This window comes from Nitrospirota bacterium (genome assembly GCA_030645475.1).
Lineage (GTDB): Bacteria > Nitrospirota > Nitrospiria > Nitrospirales > Nitrospiraceae > Palsa-1315.
This window is the reverse complement of record JAUSMA010000029.1, coordinates 134,766-151,271: the sequence shown is the minus strand read 5'-3', so window position 1 is coordinate 151,271 and position 16,506 is coordinate 134,766. Positions and strand designations below refer to the sequence as shown.

The following is a 16,506-nucleotide window of genomic DNA, read 5'->3' as shown; positions in this document are numbered from 1 at the left end:
GCACTAGAGACTCAGTTAAGACACGCAGAAGCGCAAACGAGGAACCATACAGCGACGATGAATGAAGCAAAGCAATTGCAGCCTGATGCTCAAGCGCTACATCGAAGCACCCAATGGCGAGCATAGAGCGCTCATCGGCTGGCAACGTCACACCGGAAGTGTGCTGATCGATCCACGCTATCAACTCAAGAAGTGCTGTGTGCTCGGTGGATGAATGCATATGCGCCCTAACAATGATTGGACTGATCCGTCTGAGACGCGGCGTTCTGGTTTTCTGTCCGTATAACAGGCCTTGGGATTTCTTGTCGAAGGTCTGTTTGCTCCTTTGCATTCAACAGAGCGCTGCTCCTCCGGCGGTTTATTACGGCATCTTATGCGGATCAGCATAACCCCGCAACCTCCAGTGACGCAGCCAGCCAGATCTTGGACTTAGTCAAAACGAAATTTTTCTAGCAGGGTGGGGAGACTCGGTCTTTTCACCCGCCCAACGTGACGCATCAGCCGCGGACTTGCCGGAGTGCTTTGCTGGGCCTGACTCACTCCGACAGCACCTTCCTCTTCTCAGCCTCGTATTCCTGTGGCGTAATCGCGCCAACATCCAGAAGGGCTTTTAGTTTTGAAAGTCGGTCGTACTTGTCTTGCGGCGCAGCTGAGGAACTTGCTTTTGAGCTCTTGATGCACGAGAAAATGATTTCTATCCTGGGCCAGTTACCGAGGATGTGCGGCGGTGTTGACGTGGTTTCTTGGATGAGGTACGGACTCGTTCCGTTTGGAGCACAAAAGGCGTCCGCTCTTTTTAACGCGCTGTTTCTGATTGTCTCAACGGAGGTAAATCCCGTGGAACCCTGATGAAATATCCGATGCTTCGAGACACCGGGAAGCTCGGCACTAATTAAACTTGTCTTTCCGCCATAGATCGCGCCATCAAATTCCGACTTGCCAGTCTCCGCATTCTCGATAGTCGATGAGACCGCGCAGCCAACGAGCAGTAGCGTGGCAAACAGAAATGGCGTCGCGCGCAAAGTAGTCATCAGAAGTACAACCTCATAGGCCCAGCAATGATTAGACTGATCTGCATAAGATGCGGAGTTCTGATTTTCCGTCCGTATAACACACCGTGTGATTTCTTGTCGAAAGTCTATTCGCCCAGGTACATTTAATCGTGTGCTGCCTGACCTGCGGTTTCTAGCAGGATGCTCAAAAAGGCCGTCCAGCAAGGCCGCAGCCGACGAACGCACCGGAGGCGTAGCCTCTGGCTACGTTGAGGATGCGTTCGAGGCGAGAACGAAGCTGGCGGCCTGTTTCAGCGTCCTGCCACTCCGGCAGCTAGGTATGCGCGTAGCACATCCCTCCTGGCGATGATGCCGACAAGCCTGTCTTTCGCGTCCACCACCGGTACGCGAACCAAATCGCTGGCTCTAAAGACGTGAATCAATGTCGGAAGCGTCGTTTCTGGGCGGACCGAGTACGGGTTGTACGTCATGATGTCGCCCGCAGCGATGACGCCAAGCTTGTGCCCATCATCCAAGGCAGCCAGCAAATCATGTTCGCTGACGATGCCCAGGAGTTTGTCTTTGGCGTCCACCACCGGCACCGCTCCAAAGCCCTCGATCATGAGTGACGCGATGACATCGCCCTTGGTCTTGAGACGAGCAGACTGCACCAGTTTCTCCATCACCTGATCGACCATCATCTCGTCAAACTCTTTCTTCGTAACGGTCTTGGATTTTTTTACAGCTTTCTTGTTCGTCGGCATGAATCCCCCCCTCATTGTTGATCTAACAGCAGGCTATTCAAAAAGGCCGTCCAGCAAGGCCGCAGCGAGCGAACTCAGAACGGTGAATGCGGAACGCTGAAGTAAGAGGGGCTTCTTTGCTCACCGTTCATCGTTTCCAGACTGGCGAACTTTTTCAATAGCCTGCTCATCGCTCATTGACCGACCGCTACTCTGGACGGTGCCGTGCTCACCCGATCCTCAGACCAGCGGAGATGCACCGTCTTCGTTTTTCCTGCTTCCAACTTTATCCCCTTGAGACCCTGCGTCCGAGCCGCGTGGATTGCCGTTACGCGATAGGTGCCGGCTGGAAGATCGACGAATAACCATGGTCCGTTCACATGCTCCTGGGGAATGTTGATCGCAGGGCCGCCTTTTGCCGGCTGAATGGTGACCGCAACTCCGGCCAGAAAGGGCTTTCCTCCCGCGGTGAACACGAGCTTCAGCGAGAATGGAGGATACTCGGCGCTGCGTTCCTCGATCCCCACTCCGGCGCTGAAATAGCGAACCGCCTCTGCCCGGTAGAGCGGAAGCGAGCCTTTGGACCGCTGACCGTTCACCTGAAATTCCAACTCAAGAGACTCGCCGGACTCCCCGATTCGGGGAACCGGATCGTCGGCGAAGCTCACGCCCACACAAAGGCTGCTCAACAGCACAAACGCTGGAATGAGAATCTGTCTCATAGCCCCCTCCTAGAACTCAAGCAGGCCGCGGAAAACTATATTGGCACACGAAAACTTCGAAGGTCCGCACGCGCTGCACAACATGAAAATGTTCCTCCAGGATGCTCAAACAGTTCGTCCAGCAAGGCCGCAGCGAGTGAAGGCCCGAGTCGTACCCTTGGGGTACGTTGAGGGTCTGAACGATGCGAGAACGCCGCTGGCGGACTGTTTCAGCATCCTGCTAATGGTCAGACTACGCAATGTAAGTGCCAGCCCCCTGCACCGGACAGACTTCCAATTTTCGCATACCGGATCACCTCTTCCCACGCTGATCCGTTTCTGGTTCTTTAGAACTGACGCCAATCACCACAGTCCTCCATGCAGTACTGCAGCGAAACGCCGCAGGCCATGCCCTGAACAGGCCCTCTCTCTCCAAAAACCATGAGAATCTTAGGCCCTCTCGCCTATGAGCCATCACGTGTCGCGGGCACATCCAATGCAGAACGGATACTCGGAGCTGTTCGCATATCCTTGTCGTAATCGAGGAAGGGAGTCTGTCATGCGTATTCTCTGTGCCGTGGATGGGTCTGAATGCTCACAGTGGGGAGTCCGAGCACTCGAAGCGCTCGCCGGTCGTGAGCCGGAGGAGGTGACGCTGCTTCACGTGGTCGATCCGTCGGCCCTCCAAGCCGGAAAAGGCACGAATGCCGTGGCAGAGAAACGCGCCATGGCCGCGATGGAGAAAGCCGGTGGTATCCTGCTCCGCGAAGCGGAGCGATCGGCTCGCGTCGCCCTCGGACAGGCCGCAACCGGCCCCCGCACCACATTCCACCGCACCTTAGCCCATGGCCCTCTTGCTCAAACAATCGTGCGACAGGCGCGGCGTGTGAAGGCCGATCTCATCCTCATCGGATCCCGCGGGTTGAGCGACATTCGAGGATTCTTACTGGGAAGCATCTCCCGGCAAGTCGCGTCGATCGCCCGATGTTCCGTCTTCGTCGTGAAACAGCCGATCCCGCAGTTGAGGCGGGTGACCCTCGCGGTCGATGACTCGAAGCATTCCCGAGCCGCCGCTCGATTTCTTCGATCCCGCCTGCTTCCGGATTCCGCGACGACCACCATCCTCTCCTCGGCCGAGAGACCGGTGACCGACTTGGCGGTTCGCTATTTATCCAAAGCCCAAGTCGCCGAACTGGAGAGACCGGTCCTCGAACGCGCCACGAAACTGGTCGCAGCATTGCGGGATGAGTTCCTGAAAGAAGGCTTCGCCGTCGAGACGGACGTGCAGATGGACCACGTCATCGACACCATCGTCAAACAGGTGGAGGCTACGCATGCCGACCTCCTCGTGATCGGGTCGCGCGACCTCACCAAGAGCGAACGGCTCCATCTGGGCAGCGTCTCGGAAAGCCTTCTGAGACATGCCCCCTGTTCCGTGTTGATCGTGAGGGGTACGCGTGGCTGACTCCGACAAGCCACAGCTCCACCACCTGACGGTTGGTGAAGTCTTCCAGCACCTGGACAGCAGGGCAGGCGGTTTGTCGCCCGAAGAAGCGCAGCAGCGGCTCAGTCAATATGGCCCCAACGTCCTGGAGGAATCGAGCCATTATTCATTGATTCGAGGGTTCCTCCGCCAATTCACCCACTTCCTGGCCATATTGCTCTGGATCGCTGCCGGTCTGGCGTTCATGGCAGAGTTCATGAAACCCGGCGAAGGGATGCTCACCCTCGGCTGGGCGATCCTCGGTGTGATCGTGATCAACGCCGTCTTTGCCTTCTTTCAGGAATATAAAGCCGAGCGCGCGGTGCATGCCCTCCATCGCCTCCTCCCTGCCAAAGCATGGGTGCTGCGAAGCAACCAGCCACACGAGGTGTCACGAAGCGAGATCGTGCCGGGCGACGTGCTCTTGATCGAGGAGGGAGAACAGATTCCTGCCGACGCCCGGCTCATCGACGCCACCGAAATGCGTGTCGACATCTCTTCCCTCACCGGCGAATCCCAACCGAAGAGGCGGACCGCAGAGCCGATCATCGATGGACACCTCCTGGACATTCCCAATCTCGTCTTCGCCGGCACCCCCGTGCTCTCCGGCAGAGGCCGGGCGGTGGTGTTCGCCACCGGCATGCAGACGGAATTCGGCAAGATCGCCCGCCTCTCTACGGGTGTGGAGACAGACCTCAGCCCGCTGCAGAAAGAAATCACCACGCTCACCCGCATCGTCGCCATGATTTCGCTGGCCATGGGAGCCTCATTTTTCGCGATCGGGCTATGGACCGGCCTCGGCTTCTGGATCAGCGCGATCTTCGGGATCGGCATCATCGCGGCGAACGTGCCGGAAGGACTGCTCCCCACTGTGACGCTGGCCTTGGCATTGGGCAGCCAACGCATGGCCAAACGTCACGCGCTCATCAAACAACTGACGTCCGTGGAAACCTTGGGTTGCACCACCGTCATCTGCACGGATAAGACGGGGACGCTCACCGAAAACCGGATGCGCGTGGCGCGTTTCTATGTGGACCATCTCGAAATCGAGGTGCAGGAAAGCTGTCTCGTGATCGCCGGACGCGTGACCAACGCGGTCGAGGCCGAGGAATATGCGCCACTCTTCGATGCGATCATCCACTGCCACAATGCCAAACGCGTGCGGCGGACCGATGGCCGCCTCACCGTCACAGGGGATCCAACCGAAGTGGCCCTGGTCGAGTTTGCACAGGATCACGGACTCCTCCACCATGAACCGTTGCCCAGGATGGGCGAGCTCCCATTCGACGCGGACCGCAAGCGCATGTCCACCCTCCATTGGCGTGAGAGCCGGCTGGTGGCCTTCGTGAAGGGCGCGCCGGAATCGCTCATGCCCCTCTGCAATCAGATGCTCCACCAAGCGGCACGCTCGCCGATGAGCCAGGAGGACCGCCAGCGCATCATGGCGCAAAGCCAAACCTTCGCGCACCAGGCCTACCGGGTCCTGGCTGTAGCCATGCGTGACATTGAGCAAGGTGTCGAGAAGCTGGACATCGACCATGTGGAACAGAACCTCACCTTCCTCGGCCTCGTGGCGATGATGGATCCCCCGCGCCACGAAGTACCGGAGGCCATCGCCCGCTGTCGCCAAGCCGGCGTGCGCGTGATCATGATTACCGGCGACCATCCGCTCACGGCCCTGGCCATCGCCCGCCAGATCGGACTGGCGCCGAAGGAGTCCCGTACCGAGCCAGTCGGATTTTGTCCCGTGATCGAAGGGCACCAGGTCGAAACGATGAGCGACGAGGCGCTGCGCCGGCTCCTCACGCCCACCCGGCCTAACGAGCCCGAGCCGGTCTTCGCGCGAGTGGCTCCCCGGCACAAGATGCGCGTGGTGTCGGTGCTGAAAGAGATGGGCGAAGTGGTGGCCGTCACGGGCGACGGGGTGAACGACGCCCCGGCCATCAAAAAAGCCGATATCGGCATTGCGATGGGCATCGCCGGATCCGACGTGGCGAAAGAGACGGCGGACATAATTTTGCTCGACGACAACTTTGCGACCATCGTCAACGCCATTGAAGAAGGCCGTACGGTATTCGACAATATCCGAAAGTTCTCCACGTACGTGCTTGTGAGTAATGTGCCGGAAGTGGTCCCCTACTTGGCCTATGGTTTTCTCGGGATGCCATTGGCCCTCACCATCCCGCAGGTCCTGGCCATTGACCTCGGCACCGACATGGTTCCGGCCATTGCGCTGGGGGCAGAGGCCCCTCATCCCGGTATTATGGATGTACCGCCACGCCCAAGAAACGAACGGTTGCTCACCGTTCCGCTTCTGCTCAGAACCTACTTCTTCCTGGGCATGAACTCGGCATTCCTGGCCATGGGTGGCTTTTTTCTCTATCTCTTTGTCAACGACTGGAGTTGGGGAACCTCGCTAGACTGGTCATCTCCTTTATATAAAGAGGCGACAACGGTGACGTTTGCCGGGATCGTCTTGGCACAGATTGCCAACGTCTTTTCCTGCCGATCCGACCGGCTGTCGGTCGCCCGGTTCGGATGGTTCAGCAACCCGCTCATTCTCTGGGGAGTCGTCATTGAGCTCACCATCCTTGCGTTGATTACCTACACCTCCTTGGGAAACGACATCTTCCGAACGGCCCCCTTGCCGGTCTGGATCTTCGGACCACTCGCACTGGGTGCCCTTGGCCTGTTATTCGCAGAGGAAAGCCGTAAGATCATCGTGAAGCGATTCACCCAGAGTCGCGCAGGCGGAGTCACACTAGTAGCGGATAAATCATGAGCAATAACCCCCAAGACCCGATTCGTGAGGTTCCTGTCACAGAGATCATTCCCCCCGGATCGTCGTCGGTTCCGGCTCCCCATTCATCGAATGCATCCACCGATCGCGCGCACGGTCTCCCTGCCGCCCTGCCGCTGCTCCCTTCATCTCGGACCGGGCTCCGCCGACCATGGCTCATCGGGATCGTCACCCTGCTTGCGATCATCGGAATAGGAGCCTGGTATTGGTGGACGGCCGGCCCTCCGCCCGTCCATTACAAAACTGCGCTGGTCGATCGGGGACCCATCACCGCGATCGTCACCGCCACCGGCACGGTCAATCCGGTCGTATCGGTCCAGGTGGGGAGCCAAGTCTCCGGGAAAATCACTCAATTGATGGCAGACTTCAACTCCGTAGTCACAAAGGGCCAGGTCCTCGCCAGGATCGACCAGCAGCCATTCAATGCCCGTGTGAGCCAAGCCCGCGCATCCCTCAAGAGCGGGCGTGGCAATCTGGCGAAGGCGAAAAACATGGCAAACCAGCGGAAACTCGAATTCGATCGCATGGCGGCTTTGCGTCCGCAACAATTCGTCTCCCAAGCGGATCTCGACCTCGCCGCTACGAATTTACGTGACGCCCAAGCTCAAGTCGAGGTCGCGCAGGCACAGGTGGATCAGGCAGTGGCCACGTTAGCCTCCGCCGAACTGGATCTCGGCTATACGACGATCTATTCCCCGGTCAACGGCATCGTGGTATCCCGCAACGTCGATGTCGGCCAGACCGTCGCCGCCAGTTTCCAGACCCCGACGCTTTTCGTGATCGCCCAGGACCTGACCCAGATGCAGGTGAATGCCAACGTCAGCGAATCCGACATCGGCGGTGTGGCGGAAGGCAAGCCGTCCAGCTTCCGCGTGGATGCCTATCCCAGGCAATTCTTCGAAGGCACCGTCACGCAGGTACGCAATGCGCCCATCAACATCCAGAACGTGGTGACCTACGACGTCGTGATCACGGTGGACAATCGGGAGCTCAAGCTCAAGCCAGGGATGACGGCAAACGTGACGATCGTGACGGCCAAGAAGGAACATCCGCTCCGCGTGCCGAATGGGGCCTTGCGCTTTCGGATGCCGGGCGTCCCGGTGGACCGCAAGGTCACGCAAGTGTGGGTGATGGATGAGTCAAAACAGGCGCGACAGGTTGTGACCACCTCGGGCATCGCCGACTCCCTCTTCACGGAAATTACCGAGGGAACGCTGAAAGAGGGAGACCAGGTGATCCTGGGGATTGAGACACCGGAAGAACAGGCCCAAAAAAAGTTGCCGCCTGGCTTCGATGGCGGCCCGAGGATGAGATGAAAAGGAATAGCTGTCAGCCATCAGCTTTCAGCACTCAGTTTCTGATCGAACGGTTACCTCTCAGAGCTGAAAGCTGATCGCTGACGGCTGAAAGCTATTCACCATGTCCTTTCTCTGGCTCACTATTCTTTCCGCCCTCCGCATCCTCCGCCGCAATCCGCTGCGCGCCGGACTGACCATGCTCGGTATCATCATCGGCATCGGCGCCGTGGTGGCGATGGTCAGCTTGGGTCAGGGCGCCACGGCCTCCGTCCAAGCGGAAATCTCCAGCCTGGGCACCAATGTCCTCATCATCGTGCCGGGCGCCACGACCGTCGGCGGCGTGAGGGGCGGACTCGGCACCATTTCCACGCTCACGGTCGACGATGCGGAGGACATCCGGACAAAGGTCGGCTCGGTAAACACCATCATGTATGCCACGCGATCGGTGCTTCAAGTCATTCGCGAGAATAAAAACTGGAGCACCATCGTCCTCGGCACCACCCCTGAATTCACCGACATCCGAAGTTGGCCGATTGCGCAGGGCAACTTCTTCACCCAGTCGGACATGGATTCGGCCGCGAAGATTGTCGTGCTGGGGAAAACCGCGGCTCAGAATCTGTTCGAACCAGGCGAAGAGGCGGTGGGAGCCGAAGTTCGCATCAGAAATACTCCGCTTCGTGTGATCGGAGTCCTGGCGCCGAAAGGCCAATCGATCACGGGGCAGGACCAAGACGATTTCGTGGTCCTCCCGTTCACGACGGCTGAACGAAAAGTCATGGGCACGAAGTTTCTTGGAACCGTCGGAATCATCCTGGTCGCCACACAGACGCGCTACGAGATCCCTGCCGTCGTCGCAGACATCAAAGAACTCTTGCGGGCCCGCCACCACCTCCCCTCCCAGGAGGAGGACGACTTCACCATCCGCACCATGGAGGACATCGCCAAGACCATCGCCGGCACGAGCCGCACGATGATGGTCATGCTGATGAGCATTGCCTCGATTTCACTCATCGTCGGCGGGATCGGCATCATGAATATTCTCCTGGTGTCGGTCACGGAGCGGACGAAAGAAATCGGCCTTCGCATGGCCGTCGGCGCAAAACGCCGGCACATCCTGCTTCAATTCCTGATCGAAGCGATCATTATGACGGCAATCGGCGGAATCGTCGGCGTGGCTGCGGGCATCGGAGGTGCAAAACTGCTGACCACACTCGTCGGATGGCCGACCATTATCTCTCCGGAGGCTATCGTGATCGCGTTTCTCTTTTCCCTGGTCGTCGGCGTCTTCTTCGGCCTCTATCCCGCAAACAAAGCGTCGAAGATGAAGCCCATCGAGGCGCTGCACTACGAGTGAGAGCCAGCATGAGCATAGCGCAGAATCAGGACATCGCCGGGCGATTGCGAGAAGTCGCGCAGCTCTTGGAAGATCAGGGCGCGAATCGCTTTCGCGTGCGGGCCTATCGCGGGGCGGCGGAAACGATCGAACGGTTGACGGTTCCCGCCGCAGAGATCGCACAGCAACGGGGCACGGACGGGCTGCAGTCGTTGCCCGGCATCGGGGTGAGCCTCGCACGCTCCATTCATACCCTTGTCGTCACAGGCCGGCTGCCGATGTTGGATCGCCTGCGCGGCCACATGGACCCGATCTCACTGCTCACGTCCATTCCAGGGATTGGTCCGGCTCTCGCCCATCGGCTGCACGACGATCTGCATATCGACACGTTGGAACAACTGGAAATGGCGGCGCATGACGGACGCTTAACAGAAATCGAAGGGATCGGTCCCAAAAAACTCCAGGGCATCATCGATTCCCTGACTGCGCGGCTTGGACGCGTCCGGCAGAGCGCTGGCAAAATGGTTGGGCACCCGACTGCTGAACCTCCGGTGAAAGAACTCCTGGACGTGGACAGGGAATACCGCGAATCCGCCCAGGCCGGCAGGCTACAAACGATCGCGCCGCACCGCTTCAATCCAAAGAAAGAGGCCTGGCTGCCGATCCTCCACGCGCAGCGAGGTACCCACCACTATACCGCGCTGTTTTCGAACAGCGCCCTGGCCCATCAACTCAAGAAAACACAGGACTGGGTCATCCTCTACTACGACGACGACCACGGCGAACGCCAATGCACCGTGATCACCAGCCACCAGGCCCCCTTCACCGGGAAGCGAATCGTACGGGGACGAGAGGAAGACTGTGCCTCCTACTACCAGTCTCGGAAAGCCATGACCCCAGAGGCAACATGATCCGGATGCCAGGACAAAGCCACCAGGGGCCGCTGCCGCCGATGACAAACGGGCAGCGCACGCTGGAACAGCAACTCCGTTCCCACGTGCAGCAGCTCGCGGGACAGATCGGCGAGCGCAACGTCTTTCGGCACGATAGGCTCGTCATGGCAGCGAATTATATCCGGACAACGCTTGCCCACGACGGCTACGAGGTGAGACGGCAATCTTACGAGGTGGGGGGCATAGGCTGTGAGAATGTCGAAGCGGAAGGGAGAGGGAATCAGAAGCCGGACGAGATCATCGTCATCGGGGCGCATTACGATTCGGTGCAGGGAAGTCCCGGCGCCAACGACAATGCGAGCGGCGTGGCAGCGATGCTCGCCTTGGCCCGTGCCTTCGCGAAAACCCGCCAGGCCCGCACCCTGCGATTCGTGGCCTTTGCCAATGAGGAGCCGCCGCTCTTTCAAACCAAATATATGGGCAGCCGCGTCTATGCCAAGCGCAGCCGCGAGCGGAGAGAAAAGATCGTCCTCATGCTCAGCCTGGAGACCATCGGGTACTACTCAGACGAGCCGGGAAGCCAACACTTCCTCTTTCCCTTGAATCTCATCTATCCTTCCACCGGGAATTTCATTGCCTTCGTCAGCAACGTGGAGAACGGGTTCCTGGTGCGGCAGCTTGTGGGATCGTTTCGGCGGCAGGCGCAATTTCCTTCCGAAGGCGGAGCCCTGTGGGGCTTGGTCCCCGGCGTCGGGTGGTCGGACCATTGGGCCTTCTGGAAGGAGGGATTCCCGGCGGTGATGGTGACCGACACCGCCCTCTTCCGTTACCCAGCCTACCATTTGAACACCGACAGGCCCGAATTGATTCAGTACGATAGGATGGCGCGAGTAGTCTCCGGCCTGCAAGCCGTCATAGCAGAAATGGCGGAGGCACCACGGTGAGGCTGGATAAACAATCTGATTTCCCCTCTTTGCCCTACTAAGGGACGCAGCCAGACTGTCCTTCACTGCGCGCATCGAGGGAGCACATTCTGATCGTGCGGCCTCGGCGAGCAAGAAGGATCGCCTGGCTGCGTCCCTCTCACCCCACCGCTGCAACCGAACGTGACACAGAAGGGGCGGCCTGGGTGAATCCAGAACTGCGCGCGTCGAACGACCACTTTCCAAAGTGGGGATTCCGCGAGCACTGGATCACCCAGGCCGCCCCTTCATTTTCTATAGTTCGCCCCAGCCCTATTCTTCTGCCTGCACCCCCGCATGGTAGGTGCCATACACGTACACAGGGATAGACAAGTGGCCGAGATGTTTTTCCATCAACGGCTTCACATCTTTCCAGTCGAGCCCGCCCACCCCGGTGGCCAGGCGTGGAAGCGCGACACTCTTGAACTTCTCCGTCTCAATCGTCTTACATAACGCTTTAAGACAATGGTTCACGTTCTCGATCGTGGCCCGTCCCGGGTGCTTGGCTCCGTGACTGGCAGCCGACTCCTGAGTAAACAGATTCACAATCCGAATACCGCCGACGCCGGCCCATGCCCACAATTCGCCGGCCTTGGGACTGAACGTCTGAGAATAATGCCGGAAGTCTTTATACATTGCAGGCCATTGCTCTCTAAGCGCCAAGGCCAACCCGTTGGCGAAATTATCGTTGGGGGCAACGCCATGTGCCAACGCTTCCGCCTTCGTCAACAAAATATCTCCGGCCACTTCCTTCAACATATACCGTCCTCCTCCGTCGAGTTAGTAATGAGTTCGATGCCGATCAAGACCGTCATGGGAACGGGAACATTACGCCCACCCGTCCCGGACAAGCCCGCAGTCTCACTCAGGTACGAGTGCAACAGTGATGCCTTCTTCCAGGCATAGATCTCTCGAAACAGTCTCGCTGTCTCTTCAATAATGGAGCCCTCATTGATCTTCCACTGCGCGAGCACAGAAGATCATCCGCCGCCAGCCCCCCACTCACTGTAGCCATTTACCTCAATGCCCATCCCCGGAGATGTAGCACGTTGCCCCGTTCCAGCTGTTGGGCCTGCCATGGCCATGCAGATTATATCCAGCCGCGCACGCGCGGAACGTCTTTCTATCCGAGACGTCACAGACGAGAGCACATCTCTGCAGCGATCTCTCCCAAAGACCCTGCAAGTCGGAAACACCGGGCGAGGAGAATGTCCCCGGTTGCTCGCTCTTGTCTTTTTTTCGTCCCTGCCTTATAGAAAGGCAGCCCCGCACGCTGAAGAATCCTCCAGCTTCCGTGACAAACCGTCTCGCTGTTGCACAGGAGAACCCTCTATGAAAATGTTGATGATCGTCTTTCGTCGATCGATTGTGGAACGCATCCATGCTCTGCTGAAGGAGCATGACGTCAACGCGTTTACTGAACTGCATAATGTGGCCGGCAGGGGAGAAACCGGCCCCAACGTTGAATTTTTCCTATCACCGGGCCCCAACAGCATGATCCTGACTGCGGTATCAGAGCAGCTTGCCTACCGCCTCATCGAGGGGTTCACGCGCTTCAAAGCGGAGCAGGGGACGGATCAGCCTAACCATGTTCACGTATTCGTCCTTCCCTGTGAGCAAGCGGTCTAGCCCAGCGCACAACGAAGTGAGCGAGACAACCGCCGCGCGTGAACCGAGGTGCGGATGGATTGAGCTGGATTAGTTCGGTCGATCGCTCATCGAGGGCTAGGTCTGTCGAATCTCTGCCGTCTACTGGTCGACCGTCGCGCGCGCGGAGAATCCCGTTCACATCACGCTCGACGAAGGAGCCTCCACATCCGAGAGGCCCAAAGCGAGATGACATCTCTTCGTGGCTCTACTCTCAAGGCCGTGTGCGGACAGGTTCTGTACTGTTGGAGTGAACAACCTGCCCCCTACCCGAAGTTTACATCACTTCACTTGGCGAGGGTCCGCACATAGGCCAGCACGTCTCTGCTCTGTTTCTCCGAGAGGAGGACCTTCCAAGCCGGCATGTTCGGCTTGCCGTCATGGATCGTCTTGAGCAGGTCGGCATCGGATTTCTTTCTGGTCGACGGTGCTGTGAGGTTAGCCGGATCCGGCCCAAGAATCCTGTACCCATCCCCTTTGCCCTGAGGCCCGTGACAACCGGCGCAGTTCCTGACAAACAGGGCCTTGCCACGCACCACGTCGCCGCTCGGAACCTTTGGCTCCGCTTGCCCTTGCGCCACCGTCCCGAGTAGAAGACCGCTCACGCACCAGACCGTTGCCGCCCCGAGCATCCAACTTCTCTTCATCTTGCCTCCCGCTTGCTATGTCAAACCGACTGAACCAATCTGAGCCCTGCCTTGAATTTCGTGGCAGTGTCGAGCGGGTCTGCTGTGCGACAGCAGCAGGCGCTCGTTCACCGACTCAGTCCATTGCAGACTAGCCGGACATGCACGAGAAACTCCGATCGCTCAGACCCGGGCCTTCCCTGACTTTCCTGCAGAACAGTACCCCATCGGAAGGTGATGCTCAACACCTATGGAGAGGAGTCGGAGCCAAAAGAACAGAAACCCCGCCGCGCAGCCAAGTCGGCGGATGAGTTGCTGGCCGACGTGCCCAAGAGCAAGGATGCCTTCCGTCGGTAATCGCTCACGTCTACGAACATCTCAACCTCCTCGCGCGATCATCACCCTATTCCCGTTCATGTATTATAATGAGGTGTCTCTACCCTCGGTTCTACGCATCTGGCAGAGCCGCAATATACATCCGGAAAGGAGGAACACCATGAGCACAGCAACGGTGGAAATCCCGACTCACCAAACGGTGACAACCTTTCTAGACGCGCCCAGGAAAATGCTGATCGGCGGCAGATGGCTCGATGCCGCGTCGGGGAAGACCTTCCCGACCTACAACCCGGCCACGGGCGAAGTCCTGGCCCAAGTGGCCGAAGGCAACAGCACCGACGTTGACAGGGCGGTCACCGCTGCACGGAACGCCTTCGAGACAGGCCCGTGGCGCACGTTCACACCCTCGGAGCGTGGACGGCTGATCTGGAAGCTCGCCGACCTTGTCGAATCTCACTTGGAAGAATTCGCGCAACTGGAGTCGCTCGACAATGGGAAACCGGTCGGCGTGGCCCGCGTGGCGGATGTGCCACTGGCCGTAGACCTCTTCCGATACATGGCAGGTTGGGCGACAAAAATCGAAGGCCACACCATCCCCATTTCGGTGCCCTACACACCCGGCGCCCGGTATCTCGCCTACACACTGCGCGAGCCGGTCGGCGTGGTGGGCCAAATCATCCCCTGGAATTTTCCGCTACTCATGGCGGCTTGGAAGCTGGGTCCGGCGTTGGCAGCAGGCTGCACCGTCGTCCTGAAGCCTGCCGAACAGACGCCTCTGTCCGCCCTGCGACTCGGCGAGCTGATCTGCGAAGCGGGATTCCCGGACGGAGTGGTCAACATCCTACCAGGGTACGGCGAGACCGCCGGCGCGGCACTGGCGGCGCATCCGGACGTGGACAAGGTGGCCTTCACTGGCTCCACAGAAGTGGGAAAACTCATCCTTCGGGCAGCGGCAGGGAATCTCAAGAAAGTGTCGCTGGAGCTCGGAGGGAAATCCCCCAACATCGTATGCAAGGACGCCGATCTGGAGGCGAGCATCCCCGGAGTCGCGGGCGCGATCTTTTTCAACCAAGGCCAGTGCTGCTGCGCAGGCTCCCGGCTTTTCGTCGAGAAGGGTATCTTCGACAAGGTGGTGGCGGGCGTAGCTGAGGAGGCGAAGAAGATCAAGGTCGGGCCGGGCATGGATCCCGCCACCCAAATGGGGCCGCTGGTGTCGGACGAGCAGCAACGGCGGGTGCTCGGCTATCTGGAGTCGGGCTTCTCTCAGGGCGCCAAGGCAGTGGTCGGCGGGCGCAAGCTGGGCGACAAGGGCTACTTTGTGGAACCGACCGTGCTGGTCGACACCACGCAGACGATGAAGATCATGCAGGAGGAAATCTTCGGGCCGGTTGTCTGCGCAGTGCCGTTTACAGACATAGACGAGGTGCTCCAGGCGGCGAACGACTCCATCTACGGTCTGGCTGCGGCAGTGTGGACCAGCGATATCGCGAAAGCCCACCGCATCGCAGCCGAGCTGCGCGCAGGGTCGGTGTGGATCAACTGCTACAACATCTTCGACGCCGCGCTGCCCTTCGGCGGCTACAAGCAATCCGGGTGGGGTCGCGAGATGGGCCACGATGCGCTGGAACTGTACACCGAGGTAAAAGCCGTCACCGTGCAGCTGTGAAAGAGCCCTGGAGAACGGAAGGATCAGCGGAAAGAGTACAACCTAGTGCGTGCGGACAGGCTCCGCAATGTTGGATGGCAAGACTCGGCCTCTTATCTGTTCGGCCTCGGCACGTTCTTGTTCAATGACAGAGGCGTTGACTATTTCATTCCACCACCCAGATCGCAAAGCCCTTTGCGTCGCGCAGTAATTGATCGGTCACCCCGCCGCCGAAGATCCGTTTGATCCGGGACGTCCCATGCCGCCCCACAACGATGGTTTCGTGATGTCCCCTTCGCGCCTCTTCGAGAATATTTCTGGCGATATCGTCCTCATGGCCATACCTCAACGCCACGTGGCTCGTGTCAAACCCGGATTGTGCCAGCGTCTCGCACGCCTTCTTCAGGACATGGCACTCGGATTCCCCTTCCTTCCGAATCCAGGCTTCTTGCTCATTACGCAACTGCACGCTCAATTGCGCCTCGGCGGCAGGATTCTCCGATCCGCCATGCTCCAGCAATTCCCGCGGCATGGGCTTGAGCACATGAAAGAGGGTGACGGCGACATCAGGGGTTCGGCGCAGGAGAGAGCCAACATACTGGACAACCCGATGGGAGTTCTCGGACTCGTCAACGGCCAGAAGAATTCGCATATCAGCCTCCTTGGAGGTGCGTGGCGAACGGTGCAGCTATGTACATACTATCCCCCATGAATTCGCTGATACCAGGGGGAGGCGCTCAGAGCGTGTCCTGGTCCAATTATCCGAAGCGAGAGAAAGGCAATCTGCCGGTTGAAGTGGGTTCCCTTTGCTCAGAAGCGGGAAGAGAGGAATGTATAGCCATGCGCGCGGACGAATCGATCAGAAAAGGAGAATGACCCCGTTTTCTTCCCCTCACGCGCTACCGGAGCCGTCCCTTCACCTCACGCTCGGCGGAGACAACTCCACATCCGAGACGTCCAAGACAAGATGAAATCGCCTCATGGCTCTCCTCTCAAAGACGCGCGCGGATGAGTCGGCCCAAGAAACACTCCCGACATTTTTCTCTG

16 protein-coding genes are annotated in these 16,506 nt (G+C 58.9%); 8 read left to right on the top strand and 8 right to left on the bottom strand.

Annotated features, from left to right (window positions below; genetic code table 11):
• The 4 genes from Q7U76_07480 to Q7U76_07465 all read right to left on the bottom strand — a co-directional run.
• On the bottom strand, positions 1-220 hold a 220-nt coding region (locus Q7U76_07480; protein MDO8356214.1), incomplete at its 3' end, for a hypothetical protein.
• A 316-nt stretch (positions 221-536) separates the two neighbouring features.
• Positions 537-1,031: an SHOCT domain-containing protein gene (locus tag Q7U76_07475; protein MDO8356213.1), complete on the bottom strand. Its 495-nt coding sequence runs from the start codon at positions 1,029-1,031 to the stop codon at positions 537-539.
• A gap of 272 nt (positions 1,032-1,303) precedes the next feature.
• Complete coding sequence (locus Q7U76_07470; GenBank protein MDO8356212.1) at positions 1,304-1,756, bottom strand: CBS domain-containing protein; 453 nt, start codon at positions 1,754-1,756, stop codon at positions 1,304-1,306.
• Between the two features lie 173 nt (positions 1,757-1,929).
• On the bottom strand, positions 1,930-2,457 hold the full coding sequence (locus Q7U76_07465; protein MDO8356211.1) for a carboxypeptidase-like regulatory domain-containing protein: 528 nt from the start codon (positions 2,455-2,457) through the stop codon (positions 1,930-1,932).
• Positions 2,458-2,995: 538 nt separating this feature from the next.
• Here Q7U76_07465 and Q7U76_07460 point away from each other — a divergent pair.
• The 6 genes from Q7U76_07460 (at position 2,996) to Q7U76_07435 (ending at position 11,187) form a co-directional block, all read left to right on the top strand.
• Positions 2,996-3,901, top strand: a complete 906-nt coding sequence (locus Q7U76_07460; GenBank protein MDO8356210.1) for a universal stress protein — start codon at positions 2,996-2,998, stop codon at positions 3,899-3,901.
• Complete coding sequence (locus Q7U76_07455) at positions 3,894-6,701, top strand: cation-transporting P-type ATPase (GenBank protein MDO8356209.1); 2,808 nt, start codon at positions 3,894-3,896, stop codon at positions 6,699-6,701. The genes Q7U76_07460 and Q7U76_07455 overlap by 8 nt, the downstream gene beginning before the upstream one ends.
• On the top strand, positions 6,698-8,035 hold the full coding sequence (locus Q7U76_07450) for an efflux RND transporter periplasmic adaptor subunit (GenBank protein ID MDO8356208.1): 1,338 nt from the start codon (positions 6,698-6,700) through the stop codon (positions 8,033-8,035). The genes Q7U76_07455 and Q7U76_07450 overlap by 4 nt, the downstream gene beginning before the upstream one ends.
• A 103-nt stretch (positions 8,036-8,138) precedes the next feature.
• A complete protein-coding gene (locus Q7U76_07445; protein ID MDO8356207.1) occupies positions 8,139-9,371 on the top strand; it encodes an ABC transporter permease in 1,233 nt (410 codons plus the stop codon).
• An 8-nt stretch (positions 9,372-9,379) separates the two neighbouring features.
• Positions 9,380-10,261 carry a helix-hairpin-helix domain-containing protein gene (locus tag Q7U76_07440; GenBank protein MDO8356206.1) on the top strand — a complete coding sequence of 294 codons (882 nt, stop codon included), beginning with the start codon at positions 9,380-9,382 and terminating at the stop codon, positions 10,259-10,261.
• Positions 10,258-11,187, top strand: a complete 930-nt coding sequence (locus Q7U76_07435) for a M20/M25/M40 family metallo-hydrolase (GenBank protein ID MDO8356205.1) — start codon at positions 10,258-10,260, stop codon at positions 11,185-11,187. Before Q7U76_07440 ends, Q7U76_07435 begins: the two co-directional genes overlap by 4 nt.
• Positions 11,188-11,478: 291 nt before the next feature.
• Here the strand turns inward: Q7U76_07435 and Q7U76_07430 are convergent, their stop codons facing one another.
• Both Q7U76_07430 and Q7U76_07425 read right to left on the bottom strand, forming a co-directional pair.
• The gene (locus Q7U76_07430) at positions 11,479-11,964 is read right to left on the bottom strand and encodes a macro domain-containing protein (protein ID MDO8356204.1); all 486 of its coding nucleotides are present in this window, start codon (positions 11,962-11,964) and stop codon (positions 11,479-11,481) included.
• Positions 11,958-12,179: a hypothetical protein gene (locus Q7U76_07425; GenBank protein ID MDO8356203.1), complete on the bottom strand. Its 222-nt coding sequence runs from the start codon at positions 12,177-12,179 to the stop codon at positions 11,958-11,960. The genes Q7U76_07430 and Q7U76_07425 overlap by 7 nt, the downstream gene beginning before the upstream one ends.
• 358 nt (positions 12,180-12,537) lie before the next feature.
• Here Q7U76_07425 and Q7U76_07420 point away from each other — a divergent pair, with 358 nt between their 5' ends.
• On the top strand, positions 12,538-12,834 hold the full coding sequence (locus tag Q7U76_07420) for a hypothetical protein (protein ID MDO8356202.1): 297 nt from the start codon (positions 12,538-12,540) through the stop codon (positions 12,832-12,834).
• 305 nt (positions 12,835-13,139) lie between these two features.
• On the opposite strand, the gene Q7U76_07415 is transcribed toward Q7U76_07420, so the two are convergent.
• Complete coding sequence (locus tag Q7U76_07415; protein MDO8356201.1) at positions 13,140-13,499, bottom strand: cytochrome c; 360 nt, start codon at positions 13,497-13,499, stop codon at positions 13,140-13,142.
• A 475-nt stretch (positions 13,500-13,974) separates the two neighbouring features.
• On the opposite strand from Q7U76_07415, the gene Q7U76_07410 reads away from it, so the two are divergent.
• Complete coding sequence (locus Q7U76_07410; protein MDO8356200.1) at positions 13,975-15,480, top strand: aldehyde dehydrogenase family protein; 1,506 nt, start codon at positions 13,975-13,977, stop codon at positions 15,478-15,480.
• A 145-nt stretch (positions 15,481-15,625) separates the two neighbouring features.
• Here the strand turns inward: Q7U76_07410 and Q7U76_07405 are convergent, their stop codons facing one another.
• A complete protein-coding gene (locus Q7U76_07405; GenBank protein MDO8356199.1) occupies positions 15,626-16,111 on the bottom strand; it encodes a universal stress protein in 486 nt (161 codons plus the stop codon).
• Positions 16,112-16,506: the final 395 nt, after the last annotated feature.

What these genes read in the sequence shown, in the direction of transcription:
- Q7U76_07475 (MDO8356213.1), bottom strand. Translation starts at nt 1,031, where the DNA reads ATGACTACTTTGCGCGCGACGCCATTTCTGTTTGCCACGCTACTGCTC.
- Q7U76_07470 (MDO8356212.1), bottom strand. Translation starts at nt 1,756, where the DNA reads ATGCCGACGAACAAGAAAGCTGTAAAAAAATCCAAGACCGTTACGAAG.
- Q7U76_07465 (MDO8356211.1), bottom strand. Translation starts at nt 2,457, where the DNA reads ATGAGACAGATTCTCATTCCAGCGTTTGTGCTGTTGAGCAGCCTTTGT.
- Q7U76_07460 (MDO8356210.1), top strand. Translation starts at nt 2,996, where the DNA reads ATGCGTATTCTCTGTGCCGTGGATGGGTCTGAATGCTCACAGTGGGGA.
- Q7U76_07450 (MDO8356208.1), top strand. Translation starts at nt 6,698, where the DNA reads ATGAGCAATAACCCCCAAGACCCGATTCGTGAGGTTCCTGTCACAGAG.
- Q7U76_07445 (MDO8356207.1), top strand. Translation starts at nt 8,139, where the DNA reads ATGTCCTTTCTCTGGCTCACTATTCTTTCCGCCCTCCGCATCCTCCGC.
- Q7U76_07440 (MDO8356206.1), top strand. Translation starts at nt 9,380, where the DNA reads ATGAGCATAGCGCAGAATCAGGACATCGCCGGGCGATTGCGAGAAGTC.
- Q7U76_07435 (MDO8356205.1), top strand. Translation starts at nt 10,258, where the DNA reads ATGATCCGGATGCCAGGACAAAGCCACCAGGGGCCGCTGCCGCCGATG.
- Q7U76_07430 (MDO8356204.1), bottom strand. Translation starts at nt 11,964, where the DNA reads ATGTTGAAGGAAGTGGCCGGAGATATTTTGTTGACGAAGGCGGAAGCG.
- Q7U76_07420 (MDO8356202.1), top strand. Translation starts at nt 12,538, where the DNA reads ATGAAAATGTTGATGATCGTCTTTCGTCGATCGATTGTGGAACGCATC.
- Q7U76_07415 (MDO8356201.1), bottom strand. Translation starts at nt 13,499, where the DNA reads ATGAAGAGAAGTTGGATGCTCGGGGCGGCAACGGTCTGGTGCGTGAGC.
- Q7U76_07410 (MDO8356200.1), top strand. Translation starts at nt 13,975, where the DNA reads ATGAGCACAGCAACGGTGGAAATCCCGACTCACCAAACGGTGACAACC.
- Q7U76_07405 (MDO8356199.1), bottom strand. Translation starts at nt 16,111, where the DNA reads ATGCGAATTCTTCTGGCCGTTGACGAGTCCGAGAACTCCCATCGGGTT.